The sequence below is a fragment of the Cupriavidus sp. CP313 genome, assembly GCF_054072015.1.
In genome coordinates this window covers 48,583-67,135 of sequence record NZ_JBSVZB010000018.1, presented here as the reverse complement: position 1 = coordinate 67,135, position 18,553 = coordinate 48,583, and the positions used below count along the sequence as shown (strand labels likewise).

Sequence of the window (18,553 nt, the reverse complement as noted above, 5' to 3'; positions counted from 1 at the left end):
CAAACGCCTAAACCCTCCCTCAATCCACCAGCGTTGCCAATGCCTCCCGCGCCTCCCGGCGCAGCTTCTCCAGATCCAGCCCCACGATCGCGCCATCGCGCACCACCTGACGCCCGCGCACCAGCACATCCCGCACCGGCGTAGGCTCGCCTGCCGCCACCGGTGCCGTGCCGATGTCATGGAAGCCATGGAACCGCAGCCCGCTGACGTCATAGATCGCCAGGTCGGCAGACTGCCCCGACACCCGTCCATCAGGCTGCCGGCGCCACGGGCAGGCAGACCTTCAGCACTCAGATCGTGCCCGCGGCCACCAGGGCTTCAATTTCTGCCTCGTTCATGCCGAGGGACTGCAGGACAAGGGCGGAGTGCTCGCCGACTGCCGGCACATTCCCCATGGAAGCCGGTACGCCCGACAGCGTAGCCGGCGGCAGAAGTGCCTGGATGGCGCCACCCGGCGTCTGGACTTCCCGCCAGCGATTCCGTGCGGCAAATTGCGCGTGCTGCCACACATCATGCATGTCGTTCAGGGGCGAGTTTGCAATGCCCCCGCGATCGAGACGCTTGACCAGCTGCTCCCGGGTCATGGAGCAGAGATGACTGGCGATCTCCTGGTCCAACGCCGCGCGATTGGCTACGCGTTGGAGATTGGAGTTGAAGCGGGCATCTGCCGCCAGGGCTGGGTCCTCCAGCACCTCGGTGCAGAAGCGCTCCCATTCCCGTTCGTTTTGCAGCCCGAAGATGACGCTGGCCCCATCGCCGGTCTGGTACTGGCCATAGGGGGCGATACCCGGATGTGCAACGCCGTTGCGTGCCGGCGGCGTGCCGCCATAGTGAGCGAAGTTCAGGGGATATGACATCCATTCGCTCAACGCCTCGAGCATGGTGACTTCAACCCTGAGGCCAGCGCCAGTCCGTGCGCGTTGCAGCAAGGCGGACAGGATGCCGGTATAGGCGTACATGCCAGCGGCAATGTCCGCGATGGAAATGCCGGTGCGCGACGGCGCAGGTTCCGTACCGGTTACCGAGATCAGGCCCGCAGCGGCCTGGATCAACAGGTCATAGGCCTTCTTGTCGCGATATGGCCCGCTGTCGCCATACCCTGAGATATCGCAAACAATCAGATCAGGATAGTCAGCATGCAATGACTCGAAGTCCAGTCCCATGCGTTGGGCGGCGCCCGGCGCCAGGTTCTGGATGAACACGTCCGCTTCGGCGAGCAGCTTGTGCACGATCGCCTTGGCCTCGGGCTTCTTGAGATCCAGCGTGAGGCTTTCCTTGCCGCGATTTGCCCAGACAAAGAACGACGACAGGCCGTGCACTGAATGGTCATAGTCGCGGGCGAAATCGCCAACGACCGGGCGTTCCACCTTGATGACCCGGGCGCCGAGATCGGCGAGCTGGCGGCTGGCAAAGGGCGCCGCTACAGCGTGCTCGAGCGCCAGAACGGTGATGCCATCAAGGGGGCGTAGACTGGGTTTCATGGAGGGGGAATGAAGGGACCTGGCGGCACGCGGGCCGGACGGCAAAGTATAGGAACAGTCCTCTTTCCCCGAACAGTCGAGAATTCCTAAGGCGGCTTCGAAGTCTTCGAAACTTGCTGCATGCGTGGTCTTACGGCGCAGCGTCCGGCGCGCCCCATTCGGCGACATACCGGATAAAGTCCCGCGTATAGGCCGGGAGCGCCTTCTGGCTTCGCACGACTATCCGCTGCTCGCGCCGGGCCCATGGCTCATCCAGGGTGACCCCTTCCACCACCCCTTGCTCAATCAGGGGACCCGCGACGGAACGTGGCACGAGGGAGATGCCGGCGCCTTCCTGTACGCAACGCATGGCCGCGGCAAAGTCGGGTGCATGCACGCGAACGCGTGGCTTGATGCCGGCACGCGCTGCCATGTCATTGAGGAAGAGGAAATTGCTGCTCTTGCTGCCGACGGATACCAGGTCGTGCGCCAACGCCTGTGCAAAGGACATCTTGTCGAGCAACCCTGACGGATGGCGTGCCGGAACCACGAACATCAGCTCATCGACGCCGTATCGAATGAACTCCAGGCCCCGCATGTCGATCGCGCCGGCCACCAGTCCGACGTCCGCGCGGTCCTCGATCACTGCCCGCACGCTGTCCTCGCTGAGGTGCTCCTCCAGGTCGACATTGACATTCGGGTACGCCGCCAGAAACCGGCTAAGCGCCGCGGGCAAGCTGGCCATGGTGCTGCTGTTCGCGTAGACACGAATATGCCCTTCAATGCCGTCGGTATGGCGCCGCATCTCCGACTGCAAGCGTTCGACGTTCTCCATGATCGCCTCGGCATAGCGCAGTACAGTCTCGCCCGCCGGTGTCAGGGCCATGCCCTTCTGCGTCCTGTTGAACAACGGGACGCCCATTGCCTGTTCGAGGTTCTTGAGGCGGTAGCTGGCCGAAGGCGCCGTCAAATGCATATCTGACGCTCCTGCCGTCACACTCTTGGCCTGCGCAATGGCGAGGAATACTCGCAGATCGGTGAGTTCGAAACGCACGCTTGTCTCCGTTGCCTGACAGTTCCAGGGGATGTTTAGAAGAATTCTAACGACACCCCAGGAGCTTTCGACTGGTGTCCTTGTAGGGTCCGATTCTATATTTCGGCTCGTCACCGCAGTTACCGCTGTGCTACGCGAAAAAGAATCGGAGACCAACATGACCATATTCTTCCGCAGGATCGCCAGCGCGCTGGGCAGCGCCGCGACACTCCTGGCCTGTGCGTCCCCTTCGGTGGCGCAGACAGACTACCCGATGCGGCCTGTCCGACTCATCGTTCCGTACCCCGCTGGCGGGCCGACGGACACGTTCGCCAGATCGCTGGCTGCAAGCTGGGGCCGCAAGCTGAACACCTCGGTGGTTGTCGAGAACAAGTCGGGGGCCGGCACGATAGTCGGCACCGAGCTCGCGGCGAAAGCCGCACCGGACGGCTATACGTTGCTGCTGACCACTGTCGCGCATGCCGTGAACCCAAGCATTCACGCTAGCCTGCCGTATCGCACGATCGAGGACTTTGCGCCAGTCGGGCTGGCGGCTCGTGCGCCCCTGGTGCTGGTCGTGAACAAGGGCGTTCCGGCGAAAACACTGCCGGAATTCATCGCTTACCTGAAGTCGCGTCCCGGTCAGGTCAACTATGGCTCAGCCGGAGTCGGCAGTGCCCCGCATCTCGCCGGGGAACTGTTGAACTACACGGCGGGAACGAAAGCCGTCCATGTCCCATATCGGGGGAGCGCACCTGCCATGGCCGATCTGATCGGTGGTCATGTGGAATTCATGATCGACAGTGCGCCGACAGGGCTGGCGCAGGTGCGGGCGGGAACGGTGCGATTGCTGGCAACGTCGATGGAAAAGCGCCTGCCGCAGACCCGGGAGACGCCGGCGATTGCGGAAGCCGTGTCAGGCTATGAGGCGTACACCTGGAACGCGGTATTCGTGCCAGCCCGAACACCGTCGGCAGTTATCCAGAAGCTGGTCTCGACACTTGGCGATGCACTCAGCGATCCCGCCCTGCAAAGCAAAGCCTTCGAGCTCGGATTGCAGCTGGAGACCCAGCCTACACCAGCAGGGCTCGACAAATTCCTGCGGGCGGAACTGGAGAAGTGGAAGCGGGTGGCTGTCGCCACGAATATGAAGGCCGACTGAGCGAAACCCGCGCACGCCAGCGCCGGAACGAACCATCAGGAATACGGAGAAGCCATGAATGCCTATCAACTTTGCCCGCAACGCTACTTTGAGGATTTCGAACTCGGAGAGCACTTCAATCTGCCGTCCCGCACCATGACCGACGCGCTGTTTGCGGCGTTCCAGCTGGCAAGCGGGGACAACCATCCGGTTCACTACGATGTCGAGTACTGCCGTGCTCACGGCATGCCGCACATGCTGGCACACGGCTTCCAGGTCGTGATACAGACTGCGGCGGGTGCAGGCCTGTTCCCCCATATGGTCGAGGAGTCCCTGAAGGGCTTTATCGAGCAAAGCAGCCGCTTCCTCGCGCCTGTCTTTGTCGGGGATACGTTGTACTGCCGCCTCACCGTCACCGAGCTGGTTCCCGGTCGTACAACCGGCGTGCTGGCCATGCGGTCGGAGGTGCGAAACCAGAACGACGTCTGCGTCATGGAGGGTACGCAAAGGTATTTGCTGCGCAAGCGCGTGCCGGCGCCAGTCGAACACGTCCGACCATCGTAGCCCATGGCTACGTGGACAACTGAGCCGGGCAGCAGCGGGGGCTGACGGGAAGTCGGCCCCCGCTGCTGTCAGGACAGTCAGACTGCCTGGGCCACGGGCAGGCAGACCTTCAGCAGCGTCTGCAAGCGCAGCTTGTCGAGGTGCCAGCCGATAAACACGAATTTGCTTTGCGCGGCTTCCGATCCCCAGGCGTCGGCGGGATGGAAATCCATCAGCCCATGTGTTGCGCCGCACGAACAGCAGGCGCACATGCATTCCAACCATGGTACGAATCCGCTACATTGCATGAACCGCGGTGGCAGGCCCGCCGGCGCGGGGCAGGGAGAACACGGGCCGATGGCATTGAACGGGGTTCATCACAGGGAAGGGGTGAAAAACATGCACGGCAACTATGCGGTGATGGCGGGGGCCATGCTGTCTGTTGCGCTGTCAATGGCGCTGGGCGGCTGCGGCGGGGACGGGGGCGCGACGGAGATGGCGTCGCCGGCGGCAGCAACGGCAACGGAAGCCACAAAGTACGGCACCACGGCTACCACCGTCACCAGCACAACCACGCGCTGGATGCCCACGATCACCGACACCTGGCAGATCCAGCTCACCGGCAAGCTCAATACCAGCTACCCGGTCGTGATGTACAACTTCGACCTGTTCGACACGCCGCAGGCCACCATCGACGCGCTGCACGCGAAGGGCCAGCGCGTGGTCTGCTATTTCTCGGCCGGCAGCGCGGAAGACTGGCGTCCGGACTACAGCCAGTTCACCGCGAGCGATCTGGGCAGCCCGCTGTCGGGCTGGGCCGGCGAGCGCTGGGTGGATACGCGCTCGGCCAACGTGCGCCGGATCATGCAGGCGCGCATGGACCTGGCCGCGTCCAAGCGCTGCGATGGCGTGGATGCGGACAATGTCGACGGCTATACCAACAGCACGGGTCTGCCGCTGACGGCCGACACGCAGCTGGACTACAACCGCTTCCTGGCGACCGAGGCGCATGCGCGCGGCCTTGCCATCGGCCTGAAAAACGATATCGACCAGGTCGGGCAGCTGGCGGCGGACTTTGATTTCGCCGTCAACGAGCAGTGTTTCCAGTACCAGGAGTGCGGCGCCTATTCGGCGTTCACCGGCCAGGGCAAGGCGGTCTTCAACATCGAGTACAAGTCGAGGTACAAGACCGTGTCCCAGCGCAATGCGCTGTGTGCCGCGGCCAGGGCAGCGAACCTGCGCACGCTGGTGATGCCGGCCAACCTGGACGGCAGCTCGCGCTACGCCTGCGACTGAGTAATTGCCGGGGCGGGGGCGGCCGCCGTCCCCGCCTTGTCCAGTTCGCGCCACGCCAGCCACAGGCGGGTGTCGAATTCCAGCTGGTGGTAGCGCGGCTCCATGTGTTCACAGAGCCGGTAGAAGGCCTTGTCGTGATCGCTCTCCTTCAGGTGGGCGAGCTCGTGCACGACGATCATGCGCAGGAATTCCGGTGGCGCCTCTTTGAATAGCGACGCCACGCGGATTTCCTTCTTGGCCTTGAGCTTGCCGCCCTGCACGCGCGAGATCGCGGTATGCAGGCCCAGCGCACGCTGGGCCGAATCGAGGCGCGCATCGAAGCCGACCTTGTGCAGCGGCGGCGCGCTGCGCAGGTATTCCTGCTTGATGTCCGTGGTGTACTCGTACAGCGCGCGATCAGTCTGCACGGTATGGCGCCCGGGGTAGCGCCGGGCGATATGGTCCCCGAGCCGGCCGGCGGCGATCAGTTCGCGCACCTGCTCCAGCACGCCGGGCGGGTAGCCGCCCAGGAAGCGCATCGGGTCCTTGCCGGCGGGGCGCCAGGTTTCACTCACGGCAGTGGCCTGCTCAGTGGTGGTGGTGATGGTGGTGCATCCAGCTGTTGTCCAGCGAGTTGACGAAGGACTCGACCGCGTCCTTGTCGCCGGTGGCGTGGCGCATCATCTCGCCGCACTTGCAGAAGCCCTGGTACGGGGTGATGTGCGAGCATGCCGACGTCTTCTGTAGGTACAGCGTGACGGGTTTGGTGCACTTCTTGCACTTGAACTTCAGGGTCAGGGCGGGTTTGCTCATGGCGATGGCTCGGGAAATCGGCGAAAAAACGAACCTGTCATTGTACCGGCCAGGGCGGAATCGAGCAGGAGCGCCTCAGCGCGCCGCGCCTGCCTGATACACTCCCGCCATTCCCGAACAACCCTCCAACACGCACCCATGGCACAGTACGTTTTCACCATGAACCGCGTGGGCAAGATCGTCCCGCCCAAGCGTCACATCCTGAAGGACATCTCGCTGTCGTTCTTCCCCGGCGCCAAGATCGGCGTACTCGGCCTGAACGGCTCGGGCAAGTCCACGGTACTCAAGATCATGGCCGGCCTCGACAAGGAAATCGAGGGCGAAGCCACGCCGATGCCGAACCTGAACATCGGCTACCTGCCGCAGGAACCGCAGCTCAATCCCGAGCAGACCGTGCGCGAGTCGGTGGAAGAGGCGCTGGGCGGCGTGTTCGAAGCGCGCAAGAAGCTCGACGAGATCTACGCGGCCTATGCCGAGCCGGACGCCGACTTCGACGCGCTGGCCGCCGACCAGGCCAAGTACGAAGCCATCCTGGCCGCCAGCGATGGCAATAACGTCGAACTGCAGCTGGAAATCGCCGCCGACGCGCTGCGCCTGCCGCCGTGGGAGGCCAAGATCGGCAACCTGTCCGGCGGTGAAAAGCGCCGCGTGGCGCTGTGCCGCCTGCTGCTGTCGCGCCCCGACATGCTGCTGCTGGACGAGCCGACCAACCACCTGGATGCGGAATCGGTGGAATGGCTGGAGCAATTCCTGACGCGCTTCCCGGGCACCGTGGTGGCCGTGACCCACGACCGCTACTTCCTCGACAACGCCGCCGAATGGATCCTGGAACTGGACCGCGGCCAGGGCATTCCCTGGAAGGGCAACTACAGCTCTTGGCTGGACCAGAAGGAAGCGCGCCTGAAGCAGGAAGAGGCCAGCGAATCGGCCCGCCAGAAGGCGCTGCACAAGGAACTGGAGTGGGTGCGCCAGAACCCGAAGGGCCGACAGGCCAAGTCCAAGGCGCGTCTGGCCCGCTTTGACGAGCTCAACAGCCAGGACTACCAGAAGCGCAACGAAACCCAGGAAATCTTCATCCCGGTGGGTGAGCGCCTGGGCAACGAGGTGATCGAGTTCGACGGCGTGAGCAAGGGCTACGGCGACCGCCTGCTGATCGACAACCTCAGCTTCAAGGTGCCGCCGGGCGCCATCGTCGGCATCATCGGCCCGAACGGCGCCGGCAAGTCGACCTTCTTCCGCATGCTGACCGGCAAGGAACAGCCCGACAGCGGCGAGATCAAGATCGGGCCGACCGTGAAGATGGCCTTTGTCGACCAGAGCCGCGACGCGCTCGATGGCACCAAGACCGTGTTCGAAGAGATCTCGGGCGGCTCCGACATCCTGACGGTGGGCAGGTACGAAACGCCGTCGCGCGCCTATATCGGCCGCTTCAACTTCAAGGGCGGCGACCAGCAGAAGCAGGTCGGCACGTTGTCGGGCGGCGAACGCGGCCGCCTGCACATGGCCAAGACCCTGATCGCCGGCGGCAATGTGCTGCTGCTGGACGAACCATCCAACGACCTCGACGTGGAAACGCTGCGGGCGCTGGAAGACGCGCTGCTGGAATTCGCGGGCTGCGTGATGGTGATCTCGCACGATCGCTGGTTCCTGGACCGGATTGCTACGCACATCCTGGCGTTCGAGGGCGATTCGCATGTGGAGTTCTTCCCGGGCAACTACCAGGAGTACGAGGCGGACAAGAAGCGCCGGCTGGGTGAGGAAGGGGCCAAGCCCAAGCGGATTCGGTATAAGCCGATTGTGCGGTGATGGGTTGTTGAGCGCGATAGAGAACCAGGTCTTCGGGCCTGGTTTTTTTATGAGCCTCTCAAACGACCACCACCTACAATTCCGCGAGGAACTTATTTATGGGGTTCTGTAGCGTAAGGAAATGGTTGGCGTAATCGTGCTGGTAAGTCGCGCCACTCTGGTAAATTGATGACTCCCAGTAAGGCAATACATCAGCTGGAAAGGAGGCAGGGCGATGAAATCCGCAAGATCTTCGGCATTGCCACCAACGCCCTCACCGCGGATGAAGCGGGTTACCTCATCGGTTTCCGTACAGTTGACGAAATCCGAAATCGCCGAGCTAAGACGGAACAAGAAACGCATCTCAGACTTGGCTCGAAAGGCATTCAGCTCGATGAACCTGAAGGGCAAGTAAGGCCATACGCCCCGAGCGCCGCCAGCTGTGAGTATCCGCGCAAAAAACAATAAGCCCCGACTCAAATGAGCGGGGCTTTTTTGCTGCGCCATGCCTGCGATTATTCTTCGGCCTTCTACGGCAATCTCCTAGCCCGCTTTCACCAGCCTAACCCGCGTAATCTCCGACGGCGCTCCAAACCGCTTCGGCGGTCCCCAATACCCGGTGCCACGGCTGATATAAATCCACAGCGAACCATGCCGCACCAGTCCGGCGGTGTATGGCTGCTGCATCGGCACGAACAGGTTCCACGGCCAGAACTGGCCGCCGTGGGTATGGCCGGACAACTGCAGGTCGAAACCGGCTTCCGCCGCGGCGGCAGCCGTGCGTGGCTGGTGGGCCAGCAGCACGCGCGCGCCGGCCTGTGCCGGGGCGCCGGCGATGGCGCGGTGCGGGTCGCTGCGGTGGCTTTCGTGGAAGCGGCCGGCGGAGTAGTCGGTCACGCCGCCGAGTACCAGCGTGTCGCCGTCGTGCTGCAGCACCACGTGTTCGTTCATCAGCACGCGCACGCCCAGGCGGCGCAGCTCAATGATCCACGGTTCCGCGCCGGAGTAGTACTCATGGTTGCCGGTGACGAAGTAGGTGCCGTGGCGCGCCTGCAGCCGGGCCAGCGGCGCGGTGTGGGCGGACAGTTCGCGCACGGTGCCGTCGACCAGGTCGCCGGTGATGGCGACGGCGTCGGCCTGCAGGCTGTTGACGCGGTCGACGATGCGGTCGAGGTAGGGCCGCTTGATGGTGGGCCCGACATGGATGTCGCTGATCTGGGCGATGGTGAAACCGTGCAGGGCGTCAGGCAGGCCGGCCACGGGCACGTCGACTTCAACCACGCGCGCCAGCCGGCGGGCATTGATATAGCCGGCCAGCGTGACCAGCAGCGCCAGCAGCGGCACCGCCGCGGCACTGCCCGCGGACAGGCCGGGCGCGTGCCAGCCGAGGAGCCGTTCCGCCAGCCAGGCGGCGGCCAGTGCCACGTCGCGTACCAGCGTCAGCACCAGCAGGGATGAGAAGAATCCCATTGCCAGCATGCCGATCCAGGAAACCAGGTCCGACCAGGGCTGGCTGATGCGCCGCGCCAGCAGCCCGGCCGGCAGCAGGGCGCAGGAGAGGGCCAGCCAGATGACGGCCAGTGCCTTGACCGCCATCGGCACCGGCATCGCCGGCAGCAGGCGCAGGCCGATATAGCCGTGCAGCAGGGCTGTCACGAGGGCGGCGGTCAGGATGGTGGTGCGTGGAGGCATGGGGGCGGGGCCAGGGTGGAGTCTTGGAAGATGAGGCCGCGACGTGCCGCCTTCAAGGGGCGGGGCGGTGGCGTCAGGCCAAGCAAGATGCACACCCGCGTCGCCTGCGCGCGTCGCAACGGCGCATTGCGGCTTGACATGGCGGCCCGCCGCCCCGACTCCTTCTTGTACGAAGGCCGCTATCCATGGTCCGCCACGCATGACCCATGCCGCCGGCTGATCTGTCTTTTTTTTGGCGGATCCTGAATGTTTTCGAATCAGATTGTTCGCCTTTGCGGCCTAATTTAGATTCGCGGGATGGGCCGGCTGTTGTGCAGCATCGTGCCCGCGGTGCCGACCCGCCGGCGCAGGCGGCTTCCTCCCGGAGAAACCCATGTCTTTTCGCCTGAAGCAAACCAGCGCCCTGATCGCCGCGGCGTGGCTTGCGCTCGCCCCGCTCAGCCCGCAGGCCGCCACGCCGTCCAAGCCAACCGCGGCTGCCCTGAGCTGGCCGCGCAACTTTGACGCCGCCAACGATCATGTGGAGCTGTACCAGCCCCAGATCGAGACCTGGGACGGCAACCGGCTGTCCGGGCGCGCGGCGGTGGCGGTGGGCGAGAAGTCGGGTTCGCCGACCTACGGCGTGGTGCATTTCTCGGCCACCGGCGATATCGACAAGCCCTCCGCGCTGGTGCAACTGACCCGGATCACGGTGGACAGCGTCGAAGTCCCGACCCGGCCCGACGCCGCCGACCGGGTGCGCCAGGCCCTGGTGTCGCGCCTGCCGGCCAACGGGCTGACGGTGCCGCTGGACCAGCTGCAGGCCAGCTACGCGGTATCCCAGCAACTGGCCAAGGCTGGCCGCGTGGCGGTGCGCAATGACGCGCCCCAGATCCTTTTTGCCACCACGCCGACGCTGCTGGTGCTGGTCGACGGCGAGCCGGCCTGGCGCGCCGTGCCGGGCACGCAGTACGAACGGGCGCTGAACAGCCGCGCACTGCTGCTGCGCGAATCCGGTGGCGAGCTGCACCTAAAGGCGGCCGGCTACTGGTATCGCTCCGAATCGGCCGGCGGCGCCTGGGAAGTGATGACGACCGTGCCCAAGGCGCTGGAGAGCGCGGCCACCAAGGCGGCGGCCGGCATGAAGCCCGATACGATGCTGCCGGCCGACGGCAAGCGGCCGGCCAGGGCGCCGGCGATCCTCTTTGCCACACAGCCGACCGAGCTGGTCATTACCAGCGGCGCGCCGCAGATGACGCCGGTCAGCGGCGTCAGCCTGCTGACGATGTCCAACGCCGACCACGCGGTCTTTGTCGATCCGGCCGCCAACCAGTATTACGTGCTGGTCTCGGGACGCTGGTTCCGCGCGCCGATGCTGACGGGGCCGTGGCAGTACGTGCCTGGCAGCCAGCTGCCGGCGGACTTCGCCAAGATCCCGGCGACCGACCCCAAGGCCAATGTGCTGGTCTCGGTGCCTGGCACGCCGCAGGCACGCGAGGCCGAGATCGCCGCCACCATCCCGCAGACCGCCACGGTGTCGCGCAGCAAGGCCAGCGTGACGGTGGCGTACGACGGCGCGCCGCGCTTCACGCCGATCACCGGCACTTCACTCAGTTACGCGGTCAACAGCGGCACGCCGGTGATCGAGGTCGACAGCAGCCACTACTACGCGGTGGCCAACGGCGTCTGGTTCACAGCGGCGGCGCCGTCCGGCCCGTGGCATGTGGCCACCGAAGTGCCGTCGGCGATCTACACCATCCCGCCGACTTCGCCGGTGTACTACGTGACCTACGTACGCATCTACTCGGTCACGCCGGAGACCGTGGTGGTGGGCTACACCCCCGGTTATATGGGCGTGGTGGTCAGCGCCGACGGCACGGTCGTGTACGGCACCGGCTATGTCTATCCGCCCTATGTGGGCGCGGTCTACTACGGCTATCCGGCCACCTATGGCTATGGCGCCGGCTTTGGCATCGGCATGGCTGAGGGCTTTGCCTTCGGCTTCGCCGCGGGCGCGTTCTGGGGGGCGGCGTCGCCGTACTGGGGCCCTTATTGGTGGGGTGGCGCGTACAACTGGAACTACGTCAACGTGAACCAGGCCAATTTCTACGGACGCTGGGGCCAGGGCACCGTGACCCACGCCCAGGGCTGGAACGCCTGGACCGGCACCGAATGGCGCGGCACCGCCGGCGCCGGCTACAACCCGGCCACCGGGGCGCGTTACCAGGGCAGCCGCGGTGCGGCGTTCAATCCCTATTCCGGTAACTATGCGGCGGGCCGCCAGGGCTCGTTCGCCAATCCGTCGACCGGGCGCGAGGGCGCGGCGCGCGGCGGCGCGGCCGGCAACACCTACACCGGCAACTATGCCGCCGGCCGCCAGGCGGCGGGCTACAACGCGCAGACCGGCCGCGTCGGCGCGGCCGAGGCGGGCATTGCCGGCAATACGCAGACCGGCCAGCACACCGCCGGCAGCCGTGGCTTTGTCGCCAATCCGGACAAGAACAATGCGGTGGCGTGGAACAACGGCAACGTGTATGCCGGCCACGACGGCTCGGTGTACCAGCGCACCGACGACGGCTGGCAGAAGCACACCCCCGGCGGCTGGGAGCCGGTGCAGTCCAACAACGACGCCACTGCACGGCTGGAGCAGCAGCGCCAGGCGCGCGAGGTTGGCCAGCAGCGCTTCCAGGGCGCGGCGCAGCAGTGGCAGGGGCGCGGTGGCGTCGGCCGTGCCGGTGGTTTCCGCGGGGGCGGCTTCCATGGCGGCTTCCGCCGCTGAGCCAGGGCCCTGGCAGCCCGCGCGGGCAACTGCGCGGGTGCGATCGAAAGCAAGTCGAAAGCAGTAAAGACGTCTACAAAAGAATTGAATTGGCGCCCGCAGGGCCGAGCCTTACCCTGCCGGTAAAGAGGCGAGTGCGGCCACCGGTCCGGCGCGACGGAACGTCGCCGGCGTGCGCGCGGCAATCGCGTGCATAACCATGGCGGGAGAGGGATCCGTGAACACTGCTTTCCATTGGCGCGGCGCGCTCTGGCTGGTCTGCGCGATGACGCTGGCCGCCTGCGGCAAGGACAAACCGGCGCCCAGTGCACCGCCCGCGGCCGAGGTCGGCGCGATGACGGTGGCGCTGCGCGATGTGCCGATCGTCTATGACTTCGTCGGCCAGACCCAGAGCTCGCAGCAGGTAGAGATCCGCGCGCGCGTCAATGGCTTCCTGGACCGGCGCGTCTATACCGAGGGCGCGGTGGTCAAGGCCGGCGAGACCATGTTCCTGATGGATCCCAAGCCGTTCGCCGCGGCGCTGGATGCGGCCAATGCCGAAATGGCGCAGCAGGTGGCGCGGCTCAAGACCGCCAATGCCGACCTGGCGCGGGTGCGCCCGCTGGCCGAGCGCAACGCCCTGAGCCAGCGCGACCTGGACGACGCCGTTGGCAAGCAGCAGGCCGCCGCGGCCGCGGTCGAGGGGGCCCGGGCCAATGTCACTAATGCCAGGCTGAACCTGGGCTATACCACGATCAAGTCACCGGTCACCGGCGTGTCGAGCTTTGCCAAGAAGCAGGCGGGCAGCTATATCGATCCGTCAAACAGCCTGCTGACCTATGTCGCCAAGCTCGACCCGATGTGGGTCAACTTCAGCCTGTCCGAGAACGAGGTGCTGGCCGCGCGCTCGGAGCAGGAGTCCGGCGCGCTCAAGTTCCCGCCCAAGGGCGCCTTTGACGTGGTGATCGTGCTGGCCGATGGCAGCCAGTTCCCGCATCACGGCAAGATCACCTTTGCCGATGCCTCGTTCAGCGCCGAAACCGGCACCTACATGATCCGCGCCGAGGTTTCCAACCCTGACGGCACGCTGCGCCCCGGCCAGTTCGTGCGCGTGAAGCTGCATGGCGCCGAGCGCACGAAGGCCGTGGCGGTGCCGCAGGAAGCCGTCATCCAGGGTCCGCGCGGACAGATGGTGTGGGTGGTCGGCGCGGACAACAAGGCCCAGCAGCGCGTGGTCGACGTGGGCCAGTGGACCGGTGACAACTGGGTGATCCGCTCCGGCCTGAAGGCCGGCGAGCGCGTGGTCGTCAGCGGCGGGCTGCGGCTGACGCCCGACGCGCCGGTCAAGGCCACCGAGGCCGTGCCCGGACAGAAGCCGCCGGCAGGTGCGGCGCCCGCCAGCGCGCCAGGTGCGCCAGGCGCGCCATCCCCCGGCCAGGCCAGGGGCGCGGAGAGCGCAGGGAGCAAGCCATGAAGCTTGCCCACTTCTTTATCGACCGGCCCATCTTTGCGTCGGTCCTGTCCATCATCATCGTGGTGGGTGGCCTGGTCGCGCTGACCAAACTGCCGATTGCCCAGTTCCCGGACGTCACGCCGCCGTCGATCACGGTGACGACGCGATACCCGGGAGCCAGCGCGGAAGTGGTCGCGCAGAACGTCGCAGCGCCGATCGAGCAGCAGGTCAACGGCGCGGACCGGATGATGTACATGAACTCGACGAGTTCCTCGACGGGTGACCTGACCCTGACGGTGTATTTCGAGATCGGGACCGATCCGCAACTGGCGCAGGTGGACGTGCAGAACCGGGTCAACCTGGCGCTGCCGACCCTGCCTGAAGCTGTCACGGCCCAGGGCGTTTCCGTGCAGAAGCGTTCTTCCGCGTTCATGATGGTGATTGCCATTTTTTCGCCGGACAACAGCTACGACCAGACCTTTGTCGGCAACTACGCCAACATCTATGTGCTGGATGCGCTCAAGCGCATTCCCGGGGCCAACCAGTCGGCGATCTTCGGCAATCCGGACTACGCCATGCGGATCTGGCTGCGGCCGGACCGGATGGCGTCGCTGGGCATTACCACGGAAGACGTCAAGAACGCTGTCAGCGCGCAGAACCAGCAGTTCTCGGCCGGCCGTATCGGACAGTCGCCGACCACGGGCACGGTCCTGCAGACGTTCCCGATTGCGACCAAGGGCCAGATGACCGAGCCTGCCGAGTTCGAGAACATGATCCTGCGCGCGCAGTCGGGCGACGCCGCGCTGGTAAGGCTCAAGGACATCGGCAGGGCCGAGCTCGGCATCAAGGACTATTCGCTGCGCAGCCGCTACAAGGGCAAGACCGCCACGCTGCTGGCGGTCTACCAGCAGCCGGGCGCCAATGCGCTGGACGTGGCCAAGCAGGTGCGCAGCACGCTGGCGGAACTGAAGAAGTCGTTCCCGCCGGGGCTGGAATATGAGGTCGCGCTCGACACCACCGAGTTTGTGAACGAATCGATCAACGAGGTGGTGCACACGCTGCGCGATGCGGTGATCCTCGTGATCCTGGTCGTCTACCTGTTCCTGCAGAGCCTGCGCGCAACCATCGTGCCGATCCTTGCCGTGCCGGTGTCGATCATCGGCGCCTTCGTCGGCATGAGCATGTTCGGCTTCTCGGTCAACATGCTGACCTTGTTCGGGATGGTGCTGGCCATCGGCATTGTGGTTGACGACGCGATCGTGGTGATCGAGAACGTCGAGCGCAACATGGTGGAGTTCAAGCTGCCACCAAAGGAGGCGGCCAAGCGTGCCATGGACGAGGTGAGCGGCCCCGTGGTTGCGATCGTGCTGGTGCTGCTGGCGGTATTCATCCCGGTGGCGTTCCTGTCCGGCATTACCGGCCAGCTCTACAAGCAGTTTGCCGTCACCATCGCGGTGTCGGTGGTGCTGTCCGGGGTGGTGGCGCTGACACTGTCGCCGGCGCTTGCGGCAATCCTGCTCAAGCCCGGCGAGCACAAGAAGAACCGGTTCTTCCAGTGGTTCAACAATTCGTTCGATCGCCTGATCCAGGGGTACGACAAGTCGCTGCAGGTCGTGATCAGGCGGACGGTGATTTCCATCGTCATCATCCTTGTCATGATCGGGGTGAGCGTGCTGATGTTCGTGCGGATACCGTCGTCGTTCCTGCCGGTGGAGGACCAGGGCTATCTGTTCGGTGCCGTGGTCATGCCGGATGCGGCCAGCCTGGACCGCACCGGCAACCTCTCCTCCCGTGCCGAGGCCTGGTACGCCAAGCAGCCCGGCGTCAGCTCGGTGGCGTCTGTGGACGGGTACAGCCTGATCGATTCGCAGAACAAGGCCAATGCTTCCACCTTGTTCATCACGCTGAAGGGCTTCCATGACCGCAAGGAAGGCGAGAGCGCGGCGGATCTGATCGCCAAAGCGAAGAAGGAGTTTGCGAGCTACCAGGACGGTGTGACCATTCCGATCAACCCGCCCTCGATCCCGGGCCTGGGAACAACCGGTGGTTTTGAGTTCTGGCTCCAGAGCACGGCGGACGGCACCTACCAGCAACTGGAGGAGCGGGTGCATGCCTTTATCGCCAAGGCGCGGCAGCGGCCAGAGCTGACCGGGATCAATTCCACCATCAACACGCGCTCGCGCCAGTTGCTGGTGGAGGTGGATCGCGAACGCTCCGAAACCCAGGGCGTGCCCGTCGAGCAGGTCTATTCCGCGCTGCAGACCATGTTCGGTTCGCTCTTCGTCAGCCAGTTCCCGAAGAACAGCCGGCTGTTCCAGGTGATCCTGCAGGCCGAGGCCGACTACCGCTCGCGTCCGGAGGATCTCGACAAGGTCTACGTGCGCAACCGCAACGGCGAAATGGTGCCGATCAAGGCGGTGACGACATCCCGGTATGTCCCAGGCGCCGATATCATGACCCGCTTCAACAATTTCCCGGCCGCCAAGATCATGGGCGATGCCGCGCCGGGCTACAGCTCTGGCCAGGCGCTTGCGGCCATGGAGGACGTGGCGCGGGAAGTGCTTGGCCAGGGCTACAGTTTTGCCTGGAGCGGACAGGCGTACGAGGAGAAGACCGCCGGATCGACGGCAGCGATGGTCTTTGCCTTTGCCTTGCTGATGGTGTTCCTGATCCTCGCGGCGCAGTACGAAAAATGGTCGCTGCCGTTCGGTGTCCTGCTGGCGGTACCATTCGCGCTGTTCGGTGCACTGGTTGCCATCCTGTTGCGCGGCATGCAGAACGACGTCTACTTCCAGATCGGGCTGACGGTGCTGATTGCGTTGGCGGCGAAGAATGCCATCCTGATCTTCGAGTTCGCGGTGGAAATTCGGCACAAGGAAGGCCTCAGTGCCTACGATGCCGCCTTGCATGCGGCCAAGCTGCGCCTGCGCCCGATCATCATGACCTCGCTCGCCTTTATCCTCGGCTGCGTGCCGCTGGCGATCGCAAGCGGCGCGTCGGCGGCCAGCCGGCAGTCGCTGGGCACCGGCGTGATCGGCGGGATGCTCGGCGCCACGGTCATTGCGCTGTTCTTCATCCCGATGTTCTTCTGGGGGCTGGAGGTGATGTCCGAGCGCAAGCCGAAGCCCAAGGTCGGGGCCGCGCCCACCACGCCACCGGCCGGAGAACCGTCATGAGCGTACGCCACCGGCTGGCCGGCGCCTGCCTGGCCGCGGCGCTGGGCGGCTGCGCCATCGGCCCCAACTATGAGCGCCCGGCCACGCCTGAGCCGGCGCAGTACCGCATCGATACCGGGGTGCTGTCCGTGGCCGCGGACAGCGCCTGGTGGGACAGCTTCGGCGACCCGGTGCTGAACACGCTGGTCGAGACGGCGCTGCGCAACAGCTACGACGTGCGCATCGCCGCGGCCCGCATCGATGAGTTCCGCGGCCAGCTGATGGTGGTGCGTTCGGGATTCTTCCCGCAGGTGAACCTATCGGCGGCGGCCACGCGCCAGCGCGCCGGCACCTTCAACGGCACGCCGTTCGCGTCGCTCGATGGCCCGCGCAACTCCTACCAGCTGCTCGCCAATGCCAGCTGGGAGATCGACCTGTGGGGTCGCATCCGGCGCCAGGCGGAATCCGCCGAGGCCAGCCTGTGGAATGCCGAGTACGCGCGCCGTGGCGTGGTGCTGTCACTGGCGGCATCGGTGGTGCAGGGCTACGCCACGCTGCGCGGGCTGGACGCGCAGCTGGAGATCGCGCAGCAGACGCTTAAGGCGCGCGGGGCTGGGCTGGATATCTTCCGGCAGCGCTATGAGGGCGGGGTCATCTCGCAGGTTGAACTGTCGCAGGCCGAGAACGATTTCTACGTGACCGAGGCGACGATCCCGGTGCTGCGCAGCGGCATCGCGCAGACCGAGAACGCCCTGTCGGTGCTGCTGGGCCGCGAGCCCGGTCCGATCGAGCGCGGCAAGCCGGTCAATGAACTGCAGCCGCCGCCGGTGGGTGCGGACCTGCCAGCCGCGCTGCTGTCGCGCCGGCCGGACGTGCTGCAGGCCGAGCAGTCCGCCATCGCCGCCAACGCGCAGCTGGGCGCCGCGCAGGCGTTGTACCTGCCGGCCGTCAACCTGAGTGGCCTGTTCGGCGCCATCGCCAGTTTGCCGGCGGGGCTGTGGCATAGTGCCTCGCAGGTGTGGGGGATCGGTGCCGGCCTGACCCAGCCGATCTTCCAGGGCGGCGCCATCCGCGGCCAGGTGCAGACCGCCTCGGCGCAGCGCGACCAGGCCATGCTGGCCTACCAGGGCACCGTGCTGGCGGCGCTGGCCGACGTCAACAGTGCACTGTCCAACGGCATCGAGACGCGCAACCGCCTGGTGAGCCTGCGCCAGCAGGAGAAGAGCCTGGTGGTCTATGCCGACCAGTCGAGCGCGCGCTACGAGGGCGGCTATTCCAGCTACCTGGAGGTGACCACGGCGCAGGAGAAGCTGTTCGCCGCGCAGCTGTCGGCGGTGCAGGGGCAGGTTGACGTGCTGACCGGCACCGCGGCGTTGTACAAGTCGCTCGGCGGCGGCTGGCCGTCGGTGCCGCAGGATGTGCGCGACGCGGGGATGCAGGGGGATGCGAAGGTGTTGAGGCGGTAG

At 65.6% G+C, this 18,553-nt stretch carries 16 protein-coding genes; 9 read left to right on the top strand and 7 right to left on the bottom strand.

Annotation, left to right across the window (positions count from 1 at the left end; translation table 11 throughout):
- Positions 1-19 precede the first annotated feature (19 nt).
- The 3 genes from ACW4E8_RS23165 to ACW4E8_RS23155 form a co-directional block, all read right to left on the bottom strand.
- Positions 20-244 carry a hypothetical protein gene (locus ACW4E8_RS23165; protein ID WP_456806691.1) on the bottom strand — a complete coding sequence of 75 codons (225 nt, stop codon included), beginning with the start codon at positions 242-244 and terminating at the stop codon, positions 20-22.
- Between the two features lie 46 nt (positions 245-290).
- On the bottom strand, positions 291-1,481 hold the full coding sequence (locus tag ACW4E8_RS23160) for a CaiB/BaiF CoA transferase family protein (RefSeq protein ID WP_456806766.1): 1,191 nt from the start codon (positions 1,479-1,481) through the stop codon (positions 291-293).
- A gap of 130 nt (positions 1,482-1,611) precedes the next feature.
- A complete protein-coding gene (locus ACW4E8_RS23155) occupies positions 1,612-2,514 on the bottom strand; it encodes a LysR family transcriptional regulator (RefSeq protein WP_456806690.1) in 903 nt (300 codons plus the stop codon).
- 157 nt (positions 2,515-2,671) lie between these two features.
- On the opposite strand from ACW4E8_RS23155, the gene ACW4E8_RS23150 reads away from it, so the two are divergent.
- Together ACW4E8_RS23150 and ACW4E8_RS23145 are read left to right on the top strand one after the other, a co-directional pair.
- On the top strand, positions 2,672-3,655 hold the full coding sequence (locus tag ACW4E8_RS23150) for a tripartite tricarboxylate transporter substrate binding protein (RefSeq protein ID WP_456806689.1): 984 nt from the start codon (positions 2,672-2,674) through the stop codon (positions 3,653-3,655).
- A gap of 54 nt (positions 3,656-3,709) precedes the next feature.
- Positions 3,710-4,198: a MaoC family dehydratase gene (locus tag ACW4E8_RS23145; RefSeq protein WP_456806688.1), complete on the top strand. Its 489-nt coding sequence runs from the start codon at positions 3,710-3,712 to the stop codon at positions 4,196-4,198.
- A 77-nt stretch (positions 4,199-4,275) separates the two neighbouring features.
- On the opposite strand, the gene ACW4E8_RS23140 is transcribed toward ACW4E8_RS23145, so the two are convergent.
- The gene (locus ACW4E8_RS23140) at positions 4,276-4,449 is read right to left on the bottom strand and encodes a GTP-binding protein (protein ID WP_456806687.1); all 174 of its coding nucleotides are present in this window, start codon (positions 4,447-4,449) and stop codon (positions 4,276-4,278) included.
- Between the two features lie 127 nt (positions 4,450-4,576).
- Between ACW4E8_RS23140 and ACW4E8_RS23135 the strand changes: the two genes are divergently transcribed.
- Entirely contained in the window at positions 4,577-5,473 is an 897-nt protein-coding gene (locus tag ACW4E8_RS23135) for an endo alpha-1,4 polygalactosaminidase (protein WP_456806686.1), read from the top strand.
- Here the strand turns inward: ACW4E8_RS23135 and ACW4E8_RS23130 are convergent.
- Together ACW4E8_RS23130 and ACW4E8_RS23125 are read right to left on the bottom strand one after the other, a co-directional pair.
- Positions 5,458-5,991, bottom strand: a complete 534-nt coding sequence (locus tag ACW4E8_RS23130; RefSeq protein WP_456806765.1) for a YgjP-like metallopeptidase domain-containing protein — start codon at positions 5,989-5,991, stop codon at positions 5,458-5,460. The genes ACW4E8_RS23135 and ACW4E8_RS23130 overlap by 16 nt on opposite strands.
- 49 nt (positions 5,992-6,040) lie before the next feature.
- Positions 6,041-6,265: a hypothetical protein gene (locus tag ACW4E8_RS23125; RefSeq protein WP_010812270.1), complete on the bottom strand. Its 225-nt coding sequence runs from the start codon at positions 6,263-6,265 to the stop codon at positions 6,041-6,043.
- 138 nt (positions 6,266-6,403) lie between these two features.
- Here ACW4E8_RS23125 and ettA point away from each other — a divergent pair, with 138 nt between their 5' ends.
- Complete coding sequence (ettA, locus tag ACW4E8_RS23120) at positions 6,404-8,071, top strand: energy-dependent translational throttle protein EttA (protein WP_456806685.1); 1,668 nt, start codon at positions 6,404-6,406, stop codon at positions 8,069-8,071.
- A gap of 168 nt (positions 8,072-8,239) precedes the next feature.
- Positions 8,240-8,518 (top strand): hypothetical protein, encoded by a 279-nt coding sequence (locus ACW4E8_RS23115; RefSeq protein ID WP_456806684.1) that lies wholly within the window; start codon positions 8,240-8,242, stop codon positions 8,516-8,518.
- Positions 8,519-8,593: 75 nt separating this feature from the next.
- Here ACW4E8_RS23115 and ACW4E8_RS23110 read toward each other — a convergent pair whose 3' ends face one another.
- Complete coding sequence (locus ACW4E8_RS23110; RefSeq protein WP_456806683.1) at positions 8,594-9,742, bottom strand: metallophosphoesterase; 1,149 nt, start codon at positions 9,740-9,742, stop codon at positions 8,594-8,596.
- A gap of 373 nt (positions 9,743-10,115) precedes the next feature.
- On the opposite strand from ACW4E8_RS23110, the gene ACW4E8_RS23105 reads away from it, so the two are divergent.
- The 4 genes from ACW4E8_RS23105 (at position 10,116) to ACW4E8_RS23090 (ending at position 18,553) form a co-directional block, all read left to right on the top strand.
- The gene (locus ACW4E8_RS23105; RefSeq protein WP_456806682.1) at positions 10,116-12,500 is read left to right on the top strand and encodes a carbohydrate-binding family V/XII; all 2,385 of its coding nucleotides are present in this window, start codon (positions 10,116-10,118) and stop codon (positions 12,498-12,500) included.
- 199 nt (positions 12,501-12,699) lie between these two features.
- Positions 12,700-13,953: an efflux RND transporter periplasmic adaptor subunit gene (locus ACW4E8_RS23100; protein ID WP_456806681.1), complete on the top strand. Its 1,254-nt coding sequence runs from the start codon at positions 12,700-12,702 to the stop codon at positions 13,951-13,953.
- Entirely contained in the window at positions 13,950-17,108 is a 3,159-nt protein-coding gene (locus ACW4E8_RS23095) for an efflux RND transporter permease subunit (RefSeq protein ID WP_456806680.1), read from the top strand. Before ACW4E8_RS23100 ends, ACW4E8_RS23095 begins: the two co-directional genes overlap by 4 nt.
- Positions 17,105-18,553: an efflux transporter outer membrane subunit gene (locus ACW4E8_RS23090; protein WP_456806679.1), complete on the top strand. Its 1,449-nt coding sequence runs from the start codon at positions 17,105-17,107 to the stop codon at positions 18,551-18,553. The genes ACW4E8_RS23095 and ACW4E8_RS23090 overlap by 4 nt, the downstream gene beginning before the upstream one ends.

Bases quoted from the DNA above. Each gene is read 5' to 3' on its own strand.
- ACW4E8_RS23105 (WP_456806682.1), top strand. From the start codon at position 10,116: ATGTCTTTTCGCCTGAAGCAAACCAGCGCCCTGATCGCCGCGGCGTGG.
- ACW4E8_RS23145 (WP_456806688.1), top strand. From the start codon at position 3,710: ATGAATGCCTATCAACTTTGCCCGCAACGCTACTTTGAGGATTTCGAA.
- ACW4E8_RS23090 (WP_456806679.1), top strand. From the start codon at position 17,105: ATGAGCGTACGCCACCGGCTGGCCGGCGCCTGCCTGGCCGCGGCGCTG.
- ACW4E8_RS23140 (WP_456806687.1), bottom strand. From the start codon at position 4,449: ATGTGCGCCTGCTGTTCGTGCGGCGCAACACATGGGCTGATGGATTTC.
- ACW4E8_RS23135 (WP_456806686.1), top strand. From the start codon at position 4,577: ATGCACGGCAACTATGCGGTGATGGCGGGGGCCATGCTGTCTGTTGCG.
- ACW4E8_RS23125 (WP_010812270.1), bottom strand. From the start codon at position 6,265: ATGAGCAAACCCGCCCTGACCCTGAAGTTCAAGTGCAAGAAGTGCACC.
- ACW4E8_RS23095 (WP_456806680.1), top strand. From the start codon at position 13,950: ATGAAGCTTGCCCACTTCTTTATCGACCGGCCCATCTTTGCGTCGGTC.
- ACW4E8_RS23115 (WP_456806684.1), top strand. From the start codon at position 8,240: ATGACTCCCAGTAAGGCAATACATCAGCTGGAAAGGAGGCAGGGCGAT.
- ettA (WP_456806685.1), top strand. From the start codon at position 6,404: ATGGCACAGTACGTTTTCACCATGAACCGCGTGGGCAAGATCGTCCCG.
- ACW4E8_RS23160 (WP_456806766.1), bottom strand. From the start codon at position 1,481: ATGAAACCCAGTCTACGCCCCCTTGATGGCATCACCGTTCTGGCGCTC.
- ACW4E8_RS23110 (WP_456806683.1), bottom strand. From the start codon at position 9,742: ATGCCTCCACGCACCACCATCCTGACCGCCGCCCTCGTGACAGCCCTG.
- ACW4E8_RS23130 (WP_456806765.1), bottom strand. From the start codon at position 5,991: ATGCGCTTCCTGGGCGGCTACCCGCCCGGCGTGCTGGAGCAGGTGCGC.
- ACW4E8_RS23150 (WP_456806689.1), top strand. From the start codon at position 2,672: ATGACCATATTCTTCCGCAGGATCGCCAGCGCGCTGGGCAGCGCCGCG.
- ACW4E8_RS23100 (WP_456806681.1), top strand. From the start codon at position 12,700: ATGGCGGGAGAGGGATCCGTGAACACTGCTTTCCATTGGCGCGGCGCG.